Raw genomic sequence first — 5,058 nt, 5'->3', positions numbered from 1 at the left:
ATGAACCTTCAAAACTGAACGCAAAACGTCAACTTATAGACCCAAGGTCTATATTCCGTAATTATCCTTAGAAAGGAGGTGATCCAGCCGCACCTTCCGATACGGCTACCTTGTTACGACTTCACCCCAATCATCTGTCCCACCTTCGGCGGCTGGCTCCTGTAAAGGTTACCTCACCGACTTCGGGTGTTACAAACTCTCGTGGTGTGACGGGCGGTGTGTACAAGGCCCGGGAACGTATTCACCGTGGCATGCTGATCCACGATTACTAGCGATTCCGGCTTCATGTAGGCGAGTTGCAGCCTACAATCCGAACTGAGAACGATTTTATGGGATTGGCTCCCCCTCGCGGGTTTGCAGCCCTTTGTATCGTCCATTGTAGCACGTGTGTAGCCCAGGTCATAAGGGGCATGATGATTTGACGTCATCCCCACCTTCCTCCGGTTTGTCACCGGCAGTCACCTTAGAGTGCCCAACTGAATGCTGGCAACTAAGATCAAGGGTTGCGCTCGTTGCGGGACTTAACCCAACATCTCACGACACGAGCTGACGACAACCATGCACCACCTGTCACCACTGTCCCCGAAGGGAAAAGCCTATCTCTAAGCCGGTCAGTGGGATGTCAAGACCTGGTAAGGTTCTTCGCGTTGCTTCGAATTAAACCACATGCTCCACCGCTTGTGCGGGCCCCCGTCAATTCCTTTGAGTTTCAACCTTGCGGTCGTACTCCCCAGGCGGAGTGCTTAATGCGTTAGCTGCAGCACTAAGGGGCGGAAACCCCCTAACACTTAGCACTCATCGTTTACGGCGTGGACTACCAGGGTATCTAATCCTGTTTGCTCCCCACGCTTTCGCGCCTCAGCGTCAGTTACAGACCAGAAAGCCGCCTTCGCCACTGGTGTTCCTCCACATCTCTACGCATTTCACCGCTACACGTGGAATTCCGCTTTCCTCTTCTGTACTCAAGTTCTCCAGTTTCCAATGACCCTCCACGGTTGAGCCGTGGGCTTTCACATCAGACTTAAAGAACCGCCTGCGCGCGCTTTACGCCCAATAATTCCGGACAACGCTTGCCACCTACGTATTACCGCGGCTGCTGGCACGTAGTTAGCCGTGGCTTTCTAATAAGGTACCGTCAAGGTACGAGCAGTTACTCTCGTACGTGTTCTTCCCTTACAACAGAGTTTTACGATCCGAAAACCTTCTTCACTCACGCGGCGTTGCTCCATCAGACTTTCGTCCATTGTGGAAGATTCCCTACTGCTGCCTCCCGTAGGAGTCTGGGCCGTGTCTCAGTCCCAGTGTGGCCGATCACCCTCTCAGGTCGGCTACGTATCGTCGCCTTGGTAGGCCATTACCCTACCAACTAGCTAATACGCCGCGGGCCCATCTCGTAGTGACAGCCGAAGCCGCCTTTCAACATCTTGCCATGAAGCAAAATGGATTATTCGGTATTAGCCCCGGTTTCCCGGAGTTATCCCAATCTACAAGGTAGGTTGCCCACGTGTTACTCACCCGTCCGCCGCTAAAATCAGAAGAAGCAAGCTTCTTCATCATTCCGCTCGACTTGCATGTATTAGGCACGCCGCCAGCGTTCGTCCTGAGCCAGGATCAAACTCTCCATAATGGTGAGTCGATTAGCTCGACTTTGTTGCTGGCGTCAAAAATTTGACGTTTATAATGAACAATTAAGTTCAAGTTTGTTTTCGATACCGACAGGTGTCGGCGGAAGAAAACGTTTATGCTTCCGACACCGAAGTGCGTTCCGCTTGTTAGTTGACGTTTTGCTGTTCAGTTTTCAAGGTTCATGTGTTGGTCACTGTTTCAACAGCAACTCTTATATCTTAGCAAATTCTTGATGTCATGTCAACAAAAAGTTTTGCTTTTTTATTTACTTCGTTGCGCTCAAATCAGCAACTTAATAAATATATCAGCCTAGMTTATAAAAGTCAACACAATACTAAAAGTTTTTCTAATCTCAATTTGCTTCCTAATTGCTTTCTTCTGATATCCTTTTGAGACAAGCACTCGGTACTCTTAAAGGAAATATAAATGAGAGAGATTCCGAGACTCTCTCCTCAACCATTCATCGTATTTGTATTTTATTTAATTGAACTCCACTGTCCTTTTAGTTCAATACGACAAAAGCCTTTTAACCCTACTTGAGCTTTTCTTAGTTCCATAAGAACTTATCTTTTTGTAAACATAAGCCATTTCATGCTGTCTTTTTTCAAAGGACCTTTTTCCAAAGAACTATAGACATTTTGAATAATAAAACCTTTTTGTTCTATTAACATCGAAAAGAGATACTATCCTTTACAGAAATCACTTCTGCTGGTTGAAAACCTCTTACGCATTAACAACTTCTACAATATACCTCCTTATTCTATTAACCTGCCGTTTTGTTGAAGCAGAAACTAGACGACTATTCCGTAGATTCTCGTTATTACTCAAATGCATTGTATGACTTATAAACCTTAGGTCGACATAACATTCCGATAAGGAAGTATTCAACTTTATTCAATAAGAAAAGAAGAAGAAGCTACTACGAATGGTAGCAGCTTCTTCACTTCAAGTACTCGTTAGTCAATTGTTGTATTATCTAGTAAACTACTTCACAAAGCCTACTTCACTTGGTGGCCAAAAAATAAGACCAGTGTCGCCTATTATTTCTTCTATTGAAATCAATCCAATTATTCGACTGTCTTTGCTATTTCTCCTATTATCCCCCATAACAAACACGTATCCTTCGGGAATGATTGTCTTTCCAGTACGTTCTTCAAGTGTAAAGTCTTCTGTTAAAGTACCATCACCTTCGTTTAGCTCTTCTTTACGGGACTCTAAATATGGTTCATCCTGTGGTTCTCCATTTATATATAACTGATCATTTTTATAGGCAACATGATCGCCTGGCAATCCAATTACTCTTTTAATGTAATCCTTCTTTTCAGGTGCGTGAAAGACCACGATATCATAGCGGTTTGGTTCTCCTACTTCATAGCCTATTTTGTTGACTATCATTCGGTCTCCATCGTCAAGTGTTGGCTTCATTGATTCTCCATCTACAACAATGGGGGTAAATAAGAAATAACGAATTAGCAAAACAAGTCCAAATGCAATGAACAGTGCTTTTGCCCATTCCCAAATTTCACTCATTTCTTTTTTTGTTTGTTCCATGTTTTGGCCTCCTAGCTTCTTTCAAAATATACTATTCTTTAATATAGTTGATAATTCCTTCTTCGTAGATCCCGTTAGTGAAATAATGGTGCCAAGATTAGCATCAGGATTGAACAAGAAATCAGATAAATACTAACCTTTTTCGAGATCTTCCATTTTCCTTCTCCTTTATAAAACCCGGAAAACTGAAGCCTATTTCTATATAATACGAAAATTAATATAAGAATGGACAAGCCTACTAACCAGCCCCCATTGGTATTACCAACATTTATTCCTAAACTTGCGTAGATTAATTTCATTAAAGCTCCCATTAAACTGCCAAGAATTAAAAAAACGGCTGTGATTCGTATTAATTCCAACAATACTCGAAACATAATTCATCCCCTATCAAACATATTGCTAAGCACTCTTTAGTTGAATAAGGACTGTACTTTTAAAGCTACTTCTTTGGGTTTCACATCAATAGATGATAGTTCTTCTATACCCACCCACATTGGCAAATATGTACCTCCCCCTCTATTTCCATCCGTATACTCTTCACCTTGTCCAGTTCCGAAAGTTCCTGAAATTATTTCAGCCAGGAAAAAGTATTGTGTACCGTTGAACCCGACTTTTGCAATACACTCTTTAACTTTAACTTTAACACCTAACTCTTCTAAAGCTTCTCTTTTTGTGCCTGTTTCAGGTGTTTCACCTTCTTCAATTCCACCACCCGGAAAAATGTAATATACAGAACCTTCCCTAATTCTTTTAATAAGTCCAACCTTTTTATTTTCTATAAGCACTATTGAACCTCTATCTCTCACCATAATTCCCCCTTATTGAGTACCGCGGCTTCTTCATCCTATCCCTTGTTCCAGAAGAATAAAGAACCGTCTAAATAGCTTGTGGTTCTCCAAGTAAAGGTTCAATTAGTTTAGCAAGTACCTACCTTTATTCTTGGATCTTCCCATATACCTTCTTTACCTGCTTAATCTGAGCGAGGTGTCCTCGTACATGCTGAACGCGGTATTCTAATAATTCTTTGAATGTGAACCGTCCCGCGTCGGCATAATTCCCCACCCTCTCGACTTGTTCGGATGTCAGTTGGGCCAGAATAGGTAACATACTGGAACGAAGTAATTGGAACAAGAGCAGATATTGTTCCCGATCCAACTGTTCATACCCTAAGGCATCCGCCCAAGCATCCTGGTCAATCGACATCAGAAGTGGTTCCTCCTCTGACAATACTTTTTTCAATCTCTGTGTTGACACCATTTCAGAATCCGCCATATGGATTAGTATCTGATGGATGCTCCATTTGTCTGATGCAGGTTTGAAACGAAGCTCATCTTCCGACAAACCTTCAATGGCTTCCCGCAACATCTTGTATCCGCTGCCGTACTCTTCAATTAACGACTCCATATTTGAGTCCTCCATTTTCAAAGATAATTCTTTAACACAAACTATATATATTCTTGTTTTTTGTAAAAAACCCTTTTATCTTCTTCTCCTTCAAGCATTCGAATTTAGAGTAGATCACTCGCAACTTAACTAAAAAAATAAACAAAAATATACCAGTACTTTTAGGTACCGGTTTCTTTATTGCCTAGCGCCAGAGACTCCACCCTTTGTTTCCTCGAACTCTTTGTTCCTCCTCTTTCTCGCACACCTTCGACTCAATAGAAAATGAACACAAAAAAACCAGTACCTTTCGGTACCGGTTTCCTAGTTGCCTAGCGACGTCCTACTCTTGCAGGGGGAGACCCCCAACTACCATCGGCGCACGAGCTTAACTTCCGTATTCGGGCTGCGAAAGACGATGAACGGCAGATTTCTTCGTCACCTGCGGGCTTCTCGTTTCTCGCGTATGGAATACGCTCCGAGACTCGCCCCCTTGGT

General features: G+C 42.9%; 4 protein-coding genes and 1 rRNA gene. All 5 read right to left on the bottom strand.

Annotation, left to right across the window (positions count from 1 at the left end):
* Positions 1-71: 71 nt before the first annotated feature.
* Positions 72-1,627 (bottom strand): 16S ribosomal RNA (locus AC1DOS_RS17825).
* Positions 1,628-2,610: 983 nt separating this feature from the next.
* Positions 2,611-3,177 carry a signal peptidase I gene (lepB, locus tag AC1DOS_RS17820; protein WP_477538581.1) on the bottom strand — a complete coding sequence of 189 codons (567 nt, stop codon included), beginning with the start codon at positions 3,175-3,177 and terminating at the stop codon, positions 2,611-2,613.
* Positions 3,178-3,251: 74 nt separating this feature from the next.
* Complete coding sequence (locus AC1DOS_RS17815; protein ID WP_477538580.1) at positions 3,252-3,551, bottom strand: hypothetical protein; 300 nt, start codon at positions 3,549-3,551, stop codon at positions 3,252-3,254.
* Positions 3,552-3,587: 36 nt separating this feature from the next.
* Complete coding sequence (locus tag AC1DOS_RS17810) at positions 3,588-3,986, bottom strand: NUDIX hydrolase (protein WP_477538579.1); 399 nt, start codon at positions 3,984-3,986, stop codon at positions 3,588-3,590.
* Positions 3,987-4,110: 124 nt separating this feature from the next.
* Positions 4,111-4,581: a DinB family protein gene (locus tag AC1DOS_RS17805; RefSeq protein WP_477538578.1), complete on the bottom strand. Its 471-nt coding sequence runs from the start codon at positions 4,579-4,581 to the stop codon at positions 4,111-4,113.
* Positions 4,582-5,058 lie beyond the last annotated feature (477 nt).

It is taken from the genome of Paenisporosarcina sp. P5_A11 (genome assembly GCF_056400705.1).
Note: the sequence above shows the minus strand (reverse complement) of the source record. Positions and strands in the feature narration are given on the sequence as shown.